At 71.9% G+C, this 13403-nt stretch carries 9 protein-coding genes; 3 read left to right on the top strand and 6 right to left on the bottom strand.

The features are described 5' to 3' along the window. Positions 1-106: 106 nt before the first annotated feature. On the bottom strand, positions 107-499 hold the full coding sequence (locus ABT116_RS10670; protein WP_351630690.1) for an MGMT family protein: 393 nt from the start codon (positions 497-499) through the stop codon (positions 107-109). A gap of 186 nt (positions 500-685) precedes the next feature. On the opposite strand from ABT116_RS10670, the gene ABT116_RS10665 reads away from it, so the two are divergent. From ABT116_RS10665 to ABT116_RS10655, 3 genes are all read left to right on the top strand, one after another. Continuing rightward, the gene (locus tag ABT116_RS10665; protein ID WP_351630687.1) at positions 686-3415 is read left to right on the top strand and encodes a lysylphosphatidylglycerol synthase domain-containing protein; all 2730 of its coding nucleotides are present in this window, start codon (positions 686-688) and stop codon (positions 3413-3415) included. A 196-nt stretch (positions 3416-3611) separates the two neighbouring features. Next, on the top strand, positions 3612-5156 hold the full coding sequence (locus tag ABT116_RS10660; RefSeq protein ID WP_351630685.1) for an alpha/beta hydrolase: 1545 nt from the start codon (positions 3612-3614) through the stop codon (positions 5154-5156). Positions 5157-5290: 134 nt separating this feature from the next. Beyond that, positions 5291-6760: an alpha/beta hydrolase gene (locus ABT116_RS10655; protein WP_351630683.1), complete on the top strand. Its 1470-nt coding sequence runs from the start codon at positions 5291-5293 to the stop codon at positions 6758-6760. Between the two features lie 71 nt (positions 6761-6831). Here the strand turns inward: ABT116_RS10655 and moeZ are convergent, their stop codons facing one another. From moeZ to ABT116_RS10630, 5 genes are all read right to left on the bottom strand, one after another. Next, complete coding sequence (moeZ, locus tag ABT116_RS10650; protein ID WP_031112256.1) at positions 6832-8010, bottom strand: adenylyltransferase/sulfurtransferase MoeZ; 1179 nt, start codon at positions 8008-8010, stop codon at positions 6832-6834. 63 nt (positions 8011-8073) lie between these two features. Next, the gene (locus ABT116_RS10645) at positions 8074-8823 is read right to left on the bottom strand and encodes a spherulation-specific family 4 protein (protein ID WP_351630680.1); all 750 of its coding nucleotides are present in this window, start codon (positions 8821-8823) and stop codon (positions 8074-8076) included. Next, positions 8811-9770 (bottom strand): NAD-dependent epimerase/dehydratase family protein, encoded by a 960-nt coding sequence (locus tag ABT116_RS10640; protein WP_010047687.1) that lies wholly within the window; start codon positions 9768-9770, stop codon positions 8811-8813. The genes ABT116_RS10645 and ABT116_RS10640 overlap by 13 nt, the downstream gene beginning before the upstream one ends. 141 nt (positions 9771-9911) lie before the next feature. Next, positions 9912-11213 (bottom strand): hypothetical protein, encoded by a 1302-nt coding sequence (locus tag ABT116_RS10635; protein ID WP_502983849.1) that lies wholly within the window; start codon positions 11211-11213, stop codon positions 9912-9914. 272 nt (positions 11214-11485) lie between these two features. Then, entirely contained in the window at positions 11486-13228 is a 1743-nt protein-coding gene (locus tag ABT116_RS10630) for a DUF3492 domain-containing protein (RefSeq protein WP_351630677.1), read from the bottom strand. Positions 13229-13403: the final 175 nt, after the last annotated feature.

The following is a 13403-nucleotide window of genomic DNA, read 5'->3' as shown; positions in this document are numbered from 1 at the left end:
GCGCTCATGCCCCTCGTCTCACGAACGTACGTCATGTCCCCGGTGTGCCCCGATTCCCCCGTACGGATCACGGGTCACACGGGCGGCCGTCCGATGGCGGAAGCTGTCAGGTGTGACCCTCCGCGCGATGACCGCCGTCCCACCGCGCGCGTCTCATGTCGATGCGCGGCAGGTGGCCCTCGGCAGCGCGGCTCGCCTCCTTCAGGGGCGTGCCCTCCGCCCGGTAGTGGCCGAGGGCCCGTTGTTCGTGCCCCGGCAGCAGGACGCCGTCCGCACGGACGACCCGCCACCACGGAGCGGCTCCACCGTAGAGCGCCATCACACGGCCGACCTGGCGCGGACCGCCCTGTTCCAGCCACTCGGCGACGTCCCCGTAGGTCATGACACGACCCGGCGGGATCAGTTCGGCGACGTCGAGGACCCTCTCGGCGTACTCGGGCAGCGCCTGCGCGAGCTCGTCCTCGTACCGGCCCCCCTCAGGGCTCCTCTGCTCACTCATCCGCCCCATCCTGCCCCACCCCACCGACAACGGGCCGGGCGCGCTCCGGAGCGTTTCCCCCACCGGGCAGGGGCGCATCGGGCAGACTGTCCGCCCCCGCATGTGCACCCTGATTGCCCCATGTGCCGGTGCGGCATGCCACCATCGTGCGGGCGGTGACCGGTGATACGAGACCAAGAAGAGACGATGAAGCAGCAGGGTGCGCACCCCGACAACACGGAGGGCATCTCTGACGCTTCGTCGCGCCCTGGCACTCCGGACGACGGTCCGAAGGGGGCCGCGAAGAAGACACGCGCGGCCGCCGAGGAGCCCGACTTCGCGCACATCGACGAGGTGGAGGGCGACGAACCGCTGCTCCCCGCGCGCGTGCACCGCCCGTCCGACCTGATGCGTCTGCTGGTTGGTGTGCTCGCCGTCGCGGTCCTGATCGGGATCGCCGCGTTCGCGCACGGCACCACCTCGGGCCTCGAACAGGACATCAACAAGGGCACCGGGCAGGCACCCGACCTGCTCATCAAGATCGCGGGGCTGGCCTCCAGCATCGCCATCCTGCTGGTGCCGGTCGCCTTCGCCATCGAGCGGCTGATCAAGCGGGACGGGCTCCGCATCGCCGACGGCGTCCTCGCGGCGGTCCTCGCACACGGCGTGACCCTCGCCACGGACCTGTGGGTCGCCCGGGCCGCCCCCGACTCCATCCAGGAGGCGCTCACCCAGCCCTCCCCCGGCGATATCCACGCGCTGACCGACCCCGTGCACGGATACCTGGCCCCGGTCATCGCCTATATGACGGCTGTCGGCATGTCCCGCAGACCGAGATGGCGCGCGGTGCTGTGGGTCGTGCTGCTCCTCGACGCCTTCTCGATGCTCGTCACCGGGTACACGACCCCGTTCTCGATCATCCTGACCGTGCTGATCGGCTGGACTGTGGCCTACGGCACGCTGTACGCGGTCGGCTCGCCCAACGTCCGGCCCACGGGACAGACGCTGATGGCCGGCCTGCGGACCGTCGGCTTCCGCCCGGTCAGCGCGTCACGCGAGGACACCTCGGACAACCCGGACACCGGGGACCGGGGGCGGCGCTACTTCGTCACCCTCGAGGACGGCCCGCCCCTGGACGTGACGGTGGTCGACCGCGAGCAGCAGGCACAGGGCTTCTTCTACCGCGCGTGGCGCAACCTCACCCTGCGCGGCTTCGCCACCCGCAGCAGTCTCCAGTCGCTGCGGCAGGCCCTGGAGCAGGAGGCGCTGCTGGCGTACGCGGCCATCGCGGCCGGCGCCAACGCACCCAAGCTGATCGCCACCTCCGAGCTCGGCCCCGACGCGGTGATGCTCGTCTACGAGCACAGCGGCGCACGCACCCTCGACTCGCTGCCGGACGAGGAGATCACCGACGACCTGCTGCGCGACACCTGGCACCAGGTGAAGGCGCTGCAGTCACGGCGTATCGCGCATCGCAGGCTGGTGGGCGACGCGATCCTGGTGGATCGTTCCGGCACGGTGATCCTCACCGACCTGCGCGTCGGCGAGATCGCGGCCGGTGATCTACTGCTGCGCATGGACACCTCCCAGCTGCTGGTGACGCTCGGCCTCCGGGTGGGCGCCGAGCGGGCGGTGGCCTCGGCGGTGGGCGTGCTCGGTCCCGACGCGGTGGCGGACTGCCTGCCGATGCTCCAGCCCATCGCGCTCAGCCGCTCCACGCGCGCGACGCTGCGCAGACTGGCCCGGGAGCGTGCGCAGCGCGAGCGCGACGCGGTACTGGAGGCCTCCCGGCTGGCCAAGCAGGTCCGCTTGGAGGAGCACGCTGACGAGTCCGGGCCCGTCCTGGAGAAGCCCGACAAGAAGGCCGTACGGGCGGAGCAGCGGGCCGAGAAGCGGGCGATCGACGAAGCGCTGGAGGAGGCGCGCGAGGAGGACCTGCTCACGCAGATCCGGCATGCGGTGCTGCGGATCAGGCCGCAGGCACCCGTCGAGCCGGCGCGGCTGGAGCGGGTGCGTCCGCGCACGCTGATCAGTTTCATCGCCGGCGCGATCGGCGCGTACTTCCTGCTGACGCAGCTCACGCACATCGAGTTCGGGCCGCTCATCGCGAACGCCGAGTGGGGCTGGGTCGCCGCGGCCGTGCTGTTCTCGATGGGCAGTTACGTCGCCGCGGCGATGGCCCTGCTGGGATTCGTACCCGAGCGGGTGCCGTTCGTGCGGACCGTGGCGGCGCAGGTCGCCGGATCGTTCGTGAAGATCGTCGCCCCGGCGGCCGTCGGCGGTGTCGCGCTGAACACGCGCTTCCTGCAGCGCGCGGGAGTGCGGCCGGGGCTCGCGGTGGCGAGTGTCGGCGCGTCGCAGCTGTTCGGGCTCGGCTGCCACATCCTGATGCTGCTGTCCTTCGGCTATCTGACCGGCACCGAGAAGACGCCGTCGCTGTCGCCGTCCCGGACGGTCATCGCCGGCCTGCTGACGGTGGCGGTGCTCGTGCTCGTGGTGACCTCGGTGCCGTTCCTGCGGAAGTTCGTGGTCACGCGCGTGCGGTCGCTGTTCGCCGGTGTCGTGCCGCGCATGCTGGACGTGCTGCAGCGGCCGCAGAAGCTGGTCACGGGCATCGGCGGCATGCTGCTGCTGACGGCCTGCTTCGTGATGTGCCTGGACGCGTCGATCCGCGCGTTCGGCGACGACTCCACCTCGATCAGCATCGCCAGCGTCGCCGTCGTCTTCCTCGCGGGCAACGCCCTCGGGTCCGCGGCTCCGACACCGGGCGGTGTGGGCGCGGTCGAGGCGACCCTGACGGTCGGTCTGATCGCCGTGGGGCTCCCCAAGGAAGTCGCGGCACCGGCGGTCCTGCTGTTCCGTCTGCTGACGCTGTGGCTGCCCGTCCTGCCGGGCTGGCTGGCCTTCAACCACCTCTCACGCAAACAGGCCCTCTGACCGGACCGAGTCGGGCGCGGGTTCGCCGGTCCCTCTGACCTGCCGGTCCGGGCACGGGTTCGTCGGTCCCTCTTGCACGGCGGCCGGGCACGGGTTCGTCGGCCCGGCGATCAGGCCCTCTCGCCTCACCGAACCCTCCTACCTCGTACGGCACGCGTCCCGCGCGCCCCGTCCGGGACCGCCGCAGGATGGAACCATGCCAACGCTCCTCCGGCTGCGCGCCGCCGCCCTGACCGCCTCCGCCGTCCTGCTGTCCACCGTGCTGGCGGGCTGCGGCGACGACGCCAGGGACGAGGACGTGACGCGGCAGGAGCTGAGCTGGAAGGCCTGCCCGGCCCCGGACGAGGCCCAGGGCGGCGGCCCCTCGCCCACTCCCCTGCCGGACGACGGTGAGTGGCAGTGCGCGACCATGAAGGCCCCACTCGACTGGAGCGACCCCAAGGGCGACACGATCGGCCTCGAACTGATCAGAGTCAGGACCACCGGCACCGGGAACGAACGCATCGGCTCGCTCGTCTTCAACTTCGGCGGCCCCGGCAGCTCGGGGGTCGCCACGCTGCCCGCTTCCGCCGAGGACTACGAGAAGCTGCGCACCCGCTACGACCTGGTCAGCTTCGACCCGCGTGGGGTCGGCCGCAGCGCCCCCGTGATCTGCGAGAACGACCAGCAGCTCGACGCATACTTCCAGCAGGACGCCACGCCCGACGATGCCGCCGAACGCAGCCGGCTCGTGGACAGCACCAGAAGGTTCAACGACGCCTGCGAGCAGCATTCCGAGAAGGTCCTGCCCCATGTGCGCACCACTGACGCGGCCCGTGACCTGGACCTGATGCGCCAGGTCCTCGGCGACGACAGACTGCATTACTTCGGCTTCTCCTACGGCACCGAGCTCGGCGGCGTCTATGCCCATCTGTTCCCCAAGCGGGTCGGCCGTGTCGTGTTCGACGCCGTCGTAAACCCCACCCTGAACCCCGAACAGGGCTCGCTCGCGCAGGTCAAGGGCTTCCAGATCGCTCTCGAAAACTTCGCCGAGGATTGTGTGTCGAAGACCGAGGAGTGCCCCATCGGCGACAGCGCGCAGAACGTGACGGATCGCATCGCCACGCTGCTGAACGACCTCGAACACAGGCCGATTCCGGGCGTATTCCCACGCCAACTGACCCAGAGCGCGGCAACGAACGGCATCGTGCAAGCGCTGTACTCACAAGACTTGTGGGAGACCCTCACCGAGGGCCTGAAGCAGGCCTACGACGGTGACGGGAGCATCCTGATGCTGCTGTCCGACTCGCTGACCGGGCGCAGCGAGAACGGCGAGTACGACAACTCGACCGCCGCCAACACCGCAGTCAGCTGCGCAGATGCCAAACCGCGCTACGACACCTCAGACGTGGAGCGGAAGTTGCCCGAGTTCCGAGCGGCGTCACCCCTGTTCGGCGACTCCTGGGCCTGGGCCATGATCGGCTGCACCGACTGGGCCGTGGCGGGTGCGGCCGACCACCCGGACGTCAGCGCTCCGGGCTCGGCGCCCATCCTGGTCGTCGGCAACACCGGTGACCCGGCCACGCCGTACGAGGGCGCGAGGGCGATGGTGAACGCCCTGGGCAAGGGCGTCGGAGTCGAGCTCACCTACCGGGGTCAGGGTCACGGCGCCTATGACAGCAAGAACCCGTGTGTGCAGGGCGCGGTGAACGGTTATCTGCTGGACGGGAAGGTGCCGCCGACGGGGACCGTCTGCACCTGACACCCTCAGCACTCCGGGCAAACTCGCAGGTCAAAGGGTTATCCACAGGCTGAGACGGTCGAGGCGGGATGTGCCTACCATGGCCGGACCGCCATCCGCGGCACGAAGCGGACGGCCTGCGAGGGGGATGGGCAATGACACGCTTCGTTCGGTGGACCGCTCTGGCGGCCGCATCGGCCCTGCTGGTCGCGGGCTGCAGCGGCGGTCCGTCCGACGACGACAGGAGCGGGCTGTCCTGGGGGCGTTGCAAGGCCAGTGCAGACGGTCCAGCGCCGAGCAGCGACTGGCGGTGCGCGACGCTGAAGGTGCCGCTGGACTGGTCGAAGCCGGACGGCGAGACGATCGGTCTCGGGCTGATCCGCGCCAAGGCGCGTGGCGGCGACCGCGTCGGGTCGCTGCTGTTCAACTTCGGCGGCCCGGGTGCCTCGGGCGTGTCCATGATGCCGTCGTACGCCCCGACCGTCTCCTCACTGCGCGAGCGGTACGACCTGGTGAGCTGGGACCCCCGCGGCGTGGGTGCGAGCGAGGGGGTCCGCTGCCGAAGCGACAAGGAGATCCAGGCCGCCGAGTCGGTGGACCTCACCCCGGACACCCCAGCCGAGGAGACGGCGTACCTGGAGGACGCCACCGACTTCGGCAAGGGCTGCCAGAAGGACGCCGGGAAGCTCATGGCCCACGTCTCGACCGCCGACTCCGCCCGTGACATGGACCGCATCCGTGAAGTCCTCGGCGACAAGAGGATGAACTACTTCGGCATCTCCTACGGCACCGAGCTGGGCGGCACCTACGCGCACCTGTTCCCGAAGAAGGTGGGGCGCATGACGCTGGACGCGGTCGTGGACCCCGGGGCGGACACCGTGGGTCACGCCCGGAACCAGGCGAGGGGCTTCCAGCGCGCGCTGGGCTCTTACCTCGAGTCCACCGGCCAGGACCCTCAGGAGGGCTCGCGGAAGATCGCGGCCCTGTTGCGGCGGATCGACGCCCGCCCCCTCCCGGCGGGCGTGCCCGGGCGGAAGCTGACCCAGGCCCTCGCGGTGACCGGCATCATCCTGCCGCTGTACAGCAAGGACAGCTGGCCGACGCTGACGAGCGCCCTCGAGGCGGCCGAGCGGGGCGACGGCTCGGAGCTGCTGGTCCTCGCCGACCGCTACAACGAGCGTGCCCCGTCGGGGCGCTACGGCACGACGACCCACTCCCAGCGGGTCATATCGTGCCTGGACGACCGGCAGCGGCCGACGGTGGCCGAGACGAAGCGGCTGCTGCCCGGCTTCGAGAAGATCTCCCCGGCCTTCGGGGCGTTCCTCGGCTGGGACACGGCCGGCTGGTGCCACGACTGGCCGGTGCCCGGACAGCACGACACCCCGGAAGTGAGCGCCCACGGCGCGGCACCGGTCCTGGTGGTCGGCAACACCGGCGACCCGGCCACCCCGTACGAGGGCGCGCGCAGGATGGCCGACGAACTGGGCAAGGGGGTCGGAGTGCTGCTCACCTGGCGGGGCGAGGGGCATGGCGCGTACGGCAGCGGGAGCGACTGCGTCGACTCCACGGTGGACGCGTACCTGCTGGACGGTTCCGTGCCGAGGAACGGCAAGCTCTGCTCATGACGACGGCGGGGACTTCGGACACCCGTGGTGCCCGAAGCCCCCGCCGCTCGGGAAGGGAGGCCGGATACGGCTCAGTACACCGGCTTGGACGGCTCGATCTGGTTGACCCAGCCGATCACGCCACCGCCGACGTGCACCGCGTCCGAGAAGCCCGCGGACTTCAGCACCGCGAGGACTTCCGCACTGCGGACACCCGTCTTGCAGTGCAGGACGATCTTCTTGTCCTGCGGGAGGCTCTCCAGGGCGGTGCCCATGAGGAACTCGTTCTTGGGGATCAGCCGGGCGCCCGGGATGGAGACGATCTCGTACTCGTTCGGCTCACGGACGTCGATGATGTCGATGCTCTCGCCGTCGTCGATCCACTCCTTGAGCTGCTTGGGAGTGATCGTGGAGTCGGCGGCCGCCGCCTGGGCCTCCTCGGACACGACGCCGCAGAAGGCCTCGTAGTCGATGAGCTCGGTGACGGTCGGGTTCTCGCCGCAGACCGCGCAGTTCGGGTCCTTGCGGACCTTGACCTGGCGGTACTGCATCTCCAGGGCGTCGTAGATCATCAGTCGGCCGACCAGCGGGTCACCGATGCCGGCGAGCAGCTTGATGGCCTCGTTGACCTGGATGGAGCCGATGGACGCGCACAGCACGCCCAGGACGCCGCCCTCGGCGCAGGAGGGGACCATGCCGGGGGGCGGGGGCTCCGGGTACAGGCAGCGGTAGCAGGGGCCGTGCTCGGACCAGAAAACGGAGGCCTGGCCGTCGAAGCGGTAGATCGAGCCCCAGACGTACGGCTTGTTCAGCAGCACGCAAGCGTCGTTGACGAGGTAGCGGGTCGCGAAGTTGTCCGTGCCGTCGACGATCAGGTCGTACTGGCTGAAGATGTCCATCACGTTGTCGGCCTCGAGCCGCTCCTCGTGAAGGATCACGTTCACGTACGGGTTGATGCCCTTGACGCTGTCGCGTGCGGACTCGGCCTTGGGGCGGCCGATGTCAGCCTGGCTGTGGATGATCTGGCGCTGCAGGTTCGACTCGTCGACCTCGTCGAACTCCACGATGCCGAGGGTGCCGACGCCTGCGGCGGCCAGGTACATCAGCGCCGGCGAGCCCAGGCCGCCGGCGCCCACACACAGCACCTTGGCGTTCTTCAGCCGCTTCTGCCCGTCCATGCCCACGTCGGGGATGATCAGGTGGCGGGAGTACCTGCGGACCTCGTCTACGGTGAGCTCGGAAGCCGGCTCGACCAGGGGTGGCAGCGACACGGGGACTCCGTTGGTCGGTCAATCACTACGGTTGTTCTCCCCGTAACAGTGCCATGCGCTTTTTCATTCCGAGACACCTGTTCCGACACGCGAGACGAATTCGTCCCAGTAGCCGGGCATGGCCTCCCACGGGTCGGTGTGACCGCCCCCGTCCGTGTGGTCGGTGATCCAGACCGTCGCGGCGCCCTGCCAGCGGGCGATGCGCAGTGCCTCGGCCAGGTGGGGGCGTGGCACGTCGTGGACGAAGTGGCAGAAGCGCTCGGGCGCGTGGTCGGCGGTCCACTCGGCCACCTGCGACCAGCGGTAGTCGCTCCAGGGCCCGGAGAAGGTGACCAGTTGGTCGGCGAGCTCGACGTAGCCGGGGTGCGGGTGGATGCCGTGGCCGAGGACGATGTGGGCAGCGTCACGGATCACGCGGAGCGTGGCGACCATGCGGCGGATCTCGGGCAGCCCGGCGTGGTCGGCGGGGCAGCGCTCCAGGAGGAAGCCGTCGACCTGGTACCAGTCGACGAATCGGTGGGCGTCCGAGATCAGTTCGCCGAAGTTCCGGGTGCCGTACCGGGTGTCGAGGTGGCCGAGGAGGCGGATGCCCGCGTTGCGCAGGCGACCGGCCGCCGCCAGGCAGTGCGGGTCGGGGCGTGCGCCGGGACCGTCGGCCACATTGAGGACCACCCAGTGCAGCGGGGTGCCGGGGCGGGTCAGCTCGCCCCATTCGGTGGGGGCGAGGAGGGGGTGTGCGTAGCCGGGCACCCCGACGCCGGGGCGGAGTTCCGTGCCCGAGGTACTCCGCCGGGATCTGGTCAGATGCGGCATGCCGCCTCCATCCAGATGTCGGCGAGGGACTCCTCCAGGCCGATCCGGGGACGCCAGCCGAGCCGGTCGCGCGCGGTGCGCACGTCGGCCTGCTGCCAGCTGCCGCAGCCGTCCGGGTACGGGTACGCGACAGGGGGCGCGTGGTCCGGGTCGGGGCGGGGGTGGCCGATGGCCGTGCGCAGGGCGCCGGGCGGACCGTCGAGTTCGTGGAGGGCGCCGCCGTATCCGGCGACGCGGGCGAGGACCGCGGCGGCGTCGCGCAGACGCACTGCGCGGCCGGAGCCGATGTTGATGACGCCCTGCGCGGCGGAGAGCGAGGCGGCGTGGACGGCACGGGCCACGTCGCGGACGTCGACGAAGTCGCGCTGGGCGCCGAGCCCGCCGAGTTTCAGCTCGCCGTCGCCGGACTGCATGGCGCGGCGCATGGCCTCGGCGAGACGGCCCAGCGGGGAGCCGGCGGGGGTGCCGGGCCCGGCCGGTGAGAAGACGCGCAGGACGACGGCGTCCAGGCCCGAGCCGAGGACCAGCTCGGTGGCGGCGAGTTTGCTGACGCCGTACGGGCCGCCGGGCCGGGGCACCGCGTCCTCGGCAGTGGAGGAGCCGGGCTGGCTCGGGCCGTACTCCGCGCTGCAGCCGATCTGCACCAGCCGGGCTCCGCAGCCGCTGCGGCGCAGGGCCTCGCAGACGGTGGCAACGGCGACGGTGTTGTGGCGGGTGAGCTCGCGGGCCCCGCCGCGGGTGGCGCCGGCGCAGTTGACGACGACACCCGGGTGGACCGCGTCGAGGAAGCGGGTGAGGGCTCCGGGGCTGCCCGAGGCGAGGTCGAAGCGGACGTCGGCGTCGTCACCGCGGCCGAGGGCGGTGAGCTGCACGGCCGGGTCGGCGAGCAGGCGGTCGGCGACGAAGCGCCCGATGTAGCCGTTGGCTCCGATCAGCAGGACTCTCATCGCGCGGCTCCCCGTGTCGCCGGGGTTCCTGGGTGGGTGGTCATGCGGGTTCTCCTCGAGGCGGAAAGGAAGGGAGGGAAGGGAAAGGAAGGGGTGGGACCGGGCGAAGGCCGCCTGCGGCGGGGCCGGTGTCGGTGGCGGTCACCGCGCGGGCTCCGACGGTGCGTGGGCCGAGGCCCGGGTGAGCTTGCGGGTCGTGTGGACCAGCAGGGCCAGGGCCGCGGCTCCGCAGGCGAGGGTGGGGACGCTGCCGGCGCCCCAGGTGGTGACGAGGGTTTCGACGGGGGTGGCCAGGAAGCCGAGGCCGGGGAGGCGGGAGGCGAAGACCGTGGCGAGGGCGACCGCCTCTGCCGTGGCCGTCGCGGTGAGGACCACGGCGGGGGCATAGGTGAAGCCGTGCGTGGTGAGGAGGCGGGCCAGGAACAGGAGCGCCCCCAGGGCGAGGGCCTGAGCGGAGGCCCCTGGCTCCCCGAGGACCGCCCCGCAGAGGGCGAGCAGGGCCGCGAGGGCACCCAGGAACAGGACGAACGTGCCGAGCAGGAGGGGGCGTACGGCGGCGGCGAAGTCCTCCAGGCCGCGGCTGGAGGCGAGTTTGCGGCGGGCGCGCACGGTGAGGAGGTGCGCGATCCAGGCGGTGGGCGCGCAGGCCAGGGCGAGAGCCAGGACGGGGGCGGCGGTGAGAGGCCAGGGGCCGTCGGGCGTGCCGGTGGGCAGGGCGTCGGGGCCTCCGGCGAGGGCGTTGCGGAGCAGCCCGTCGCCCAGGAGGGCGTAGAGGACGAGCCACAGGGTCCACGGGGCGGTCCTGCCGGAGGCCGCGCCGGGTCGTGGCCCGGGCCGGTCCGTGTCGGTCCTGCTCAGGGGCCCTCGGCGCAGGGCCGCACGGAGCCCCAGGGCCACGGTGAGGGCGCCCGTCGCGGCCGCGAACAGGCGCGGCCGGCCGTCGGTGAGGTGCACTGCGGTCACGGCGGCGGCGCACAGCGCACCGGGCAGGAGCGTCATAAGAACCCAGTCGGCGCGCACCCGGGGAGGGGCGGGCGGAGCGGGCAGGGGGGTGTCCCCGTCCCGTGAGACCCGCGCGTACATCTCCTCGGCGAGGGAGAAGACGTCCCGGTGGCGGAAGCGGGCGGCGGTCCGGTCGGTGATGCCGTGTGCCTCGAGGCCTGCGGCGATCTCCAAAGGGTCCACCGCGCGCTCGCAGAGCTCACGGTGGCGGTGCATCAGCGCCTTGACCGGGTCGGCAGCGCCCCGACGCGGGGCGGAGGCCTTGCGATCGACGGCCGCCTCCTGGTTCCCGAGCCCTCGGCCATCGGCGACCGGCTCCTGATTCCCGGACCCCCGGCCATCGGTGACCGGCTCCTCATCCCCGGACCCCCGGCCATCGGCGACCGGCTCCTCATCCCCGGACCCCCGGCCATCGACGACCGGCTCCCCACTCCCGGGCACCTTGCGAACAGCAGCCGGCTCCCGGCCCCCCGACACCGCGCCTTCGGCGACCGCGGCCGCCTCAAGGGCCGTCGCTTCCGTGGTGACCGGGTCCGGGGCTGAAGCCCTGGCCGGGGTCGTGTCCGGACCCGTATCCGGACCCGTGGCCGAATCCGCGGCCGGGCCCGAGTCTGAGCCCGAAGCCGACAACCCCACTTCCCGCTCCGAACGCGTGTCCCACGCCCCGGGGTCGACCGTGGTTCCCGGACGGTCCAGTTCGCCCAAGTCGCTCATCACGCACCCTCCGGGGCCCGCACGGGAGTGGTCGCCCGCACGGGCCTGCCCGCCGCCCAGCCGGGGCCGCTGCGTGCAGCGGCGAGGCGGGGCGACGCGGCGGTCCAGCGGACGGGCACATGGACCTCGGCGGGAACGGCGAACGGCAGCGGCGCCCCCGCTCCGTCGAGCAGGGCGCGGCGGACGGGCGCGCGCGAGACGATCTCCAGGTAAATGCCGTGGAATGCCTCGATGTTCTGCTCGACCGTGAACAGTTCGAGGGCACGGGCGCGAGCGGCGGCGCCCAGGCGCGCACGGCGCTGGGGGTCGCGCAGCAGCGCCACGCACGCGTCGGCGAGCGCCCGCGGATTGCGCGGCGGTACGACGAGGCCCGTGCCGCCGATGACCTCCACGACCGCGCCGACGTCCGTCGACACCGTCGCGCGCCCGCAGAGCATGGCCTCGACGAGGCCGACGGGGAAGCCCTCGACCACGCTGGACAGGACGGTCACGGCCCCCGAGGCGTGGGCGTCGGCGACGGCCGGGAGTTCGGGACCGCCGATCTCCTCGAAGGACACCGGATTGTCGCCGGGGGCGTGCGGGCCCTCGGCCTCGTCGGGGAAGAGCTGGGCGGCCAGCGTCCTGCAGTGCCCGAGGTAGGCGGCGCCCTCGGGACCGGCGGGGGCGCCCACGATGCGCAGCCGCGTCCGCGGCTCCTGCTTGCGCACCTGCGCGAAGGCGTGCAGCAGCGAGACCAGGTCCTTGGCGGGCTCGACACGGCCGACCCAGACGAGCGTGTCCGGGTCCGCGCAGTCCGGTGACTCGCCCACCTCGGCGAAGGGCCGGGCCTCCATGCCGGGGTAGACCGTGCGGAGCTTCCGGCGGTCGGCACCGCAGCGCTCCTGCCAGCGCCGGGTGTGGGTGTTGCCGGCGGTGACGACCTCTGCCCGCCCGTAGGCCTCGGCCGCGAGCCGGCCCTCGAAGGCCGCCAGCAGGGACCGTACGGCGGGCGGGGCGTCCGGGGTGGTGAGGTAGTGCGTCCGCAGGCGCACGCCGTATTCGGTCACCATCAGGGGCACGCCGGTGAAGTGCCGGGCCAGCAGGCCGGGCAGGACCGCCGTACCGCCGGACGCGGCGTGACAGAGGCCGACCGCGCCGAGCCCGTCGTCCTCGTACCAGTCGAGGGAGAGGGGGCGCAGGGCGCGTTCGAGATGTGCGGCGACGGCGAGCAGATCCGGTACGCGTGCCTCGCGCGCCGAGCGATGGGCGCCGGGCGCACGACAGGCGCGTTCGAGGGTGCGTACGGCGGCCTCCGACCGGAGCGCCCCCGCCAGCCCACCCTCGTCACGAGCGAGTTCGGCGAGCCCGTACAGAGCGTTGGCGAAACGGTCCGCCTCGGAGGTCGGCGCATTTCCGGAGAGCTCCCCGGCAGCGCTCGGGACGCCCCCGGCCGCAGGGAAGGCTCCCCCCGGCCCTCCGCACAGCACGGCGGCCAGTTCCCCGAGGTACTCGGTGAACCGCCGGCGTGCGCGGCGCCCGAGCACCACCTCGTCGTCCTCGGCCATCCACAGGGGCGCGGTGCGTACCCGGCGGACGTTCGGTGACAGCGGGACCCAGCCCTCGTCCTCCTGGTGCTCGCTGCGACTGAGCGCGTAGACGTCGAACTCGTGCTGGGCGAGCCCGTGCACCAGCCGGTCGCACCAGAGCCTGGCGTCACCGCTCACATACGGATAGCCACCTTCCGTAAGCAGTCCGATGCGCACGTGTGCACCCCCGATCTCCCGTATGGGGAGCCGCCGTTGCCCGGCGGCTCGCAGCGGGACGAACGTATGCGGACAAGGCGGTGGTGGGGTGGGGGGGGGGGGTGGGGGGGGGTTCTGAGGATTGTAAGGTGGTAGGTTTATAATTATTTTTTTATATAGAAATAGTTTAATAAAA

Source organism: Streptomyces sp. NPDC002130 (assembly GCF_040296465.1).
In the GTDB taxonomy this organism is placed as follows: Bacteria; Actinomycetota; Actinomycetes; order Streptomycetales; family Streptomycetaceae; genus Streptomyces.
This window is presented reverse-complemented; position numbering and strand designations above follow the sequence as displayed.

Coding starts and splice junctions, on each gene's coding strand:
- ABT116_RS10660 (WP_351630685.1), top strand. CDS start 3,612: ATGCCAACGCTCCTCCGGCTGCGCGCCGCCGCCCTGACCGCCTCCGCC.
- ABT116_RS10665 (WP_351630687.1), top strand. CDS start 686: ATGAAGCAGCAGGGTGCGCACCCCGACAACACGGAGGGCATCTCTGAC.
- ABT116_RS10670 (WP_351630690.1), bottom strand. CDS start 499: ATGAGTGAGCAGAGGAGCCCTGAGGGGGGCCGGTACGAGGACGAGCTC.
- ABT116_RS10645 (WP_351630680.1), bottom strand. CDS start 8,823: ATGCCGCATCTGACCAGATCCCGGCGGAGTACCTCGGGCACGGAACTC.
- ABT116_RS10655 (WP_351630683.1), top strand. CDS start 5,291: ATGACACGCTTCGTTCGGTGGACCGCTCTGGCGGCCGCATCGGCCCTG.
- ABT116_RS10640 (WP_010047687.1), bottom strand. CDS start 9,770: ATGAGAGTCCTGCTGATCGGAGCCAACGGCTACATCGGGCGCTTCGTC.